Raw genomic sequence first — 410 nt, 5'->3', positions numbered from 1 at the left:
GTCGCCGGTGATGGGGACCTCGCCGCCGAGCGGGCCGTTCTCCAGGGTCTTCCCGAACGCGGTCGCCGACGACGACGGCTTGATCTCCGGCAGCATCTGCCGCGGGATGCCGAAGAAGCCGAGCAGCTCGTCGTCCCAGTCGAGGGTCTCGAGATCCATCAGCATGGTGCGGCTGGCGTTGGTCACGTCGGTGACGTGCAGTCCGCCGTGGGTGCCGCCGGTGAGGTTCCAGATGACCCAGGTGTCGGTGTTGCCGAAGACCGCGTCGCCGTTCTCCGCGGCCTCGCGGACGCCGTCGACGTTCTCCAGGATCCACTGGATCTTGCCGCCGGAGAAGTACGTGGCGGGCGGGAGGCCCGCCTTGCGGCGGATGACGTCGCCGCGGCCGTCGCGGTCGAGCGCGGTCGCGA

At 70.2% G+C, this 410-nt stretch carries 1 protein-coding gene; it reads right to left on the bottom strand.

Translation table 11 applies throughout. The features are described from left to right. Window positions 1–410: FGGY family carbohydrate kinase (locus DBV35_RS29340; protein ID WP_245944151.1), on the bottom strand; the 410-nt coding region annotated here is incomplete at both ends.

The sequence above is a fragment of the Acuticoccus kandeliae genome (assembly GCF_003073115.1).
This window is presented reverse-complemented; position numbering and strand designations above follow the sequence as displayed.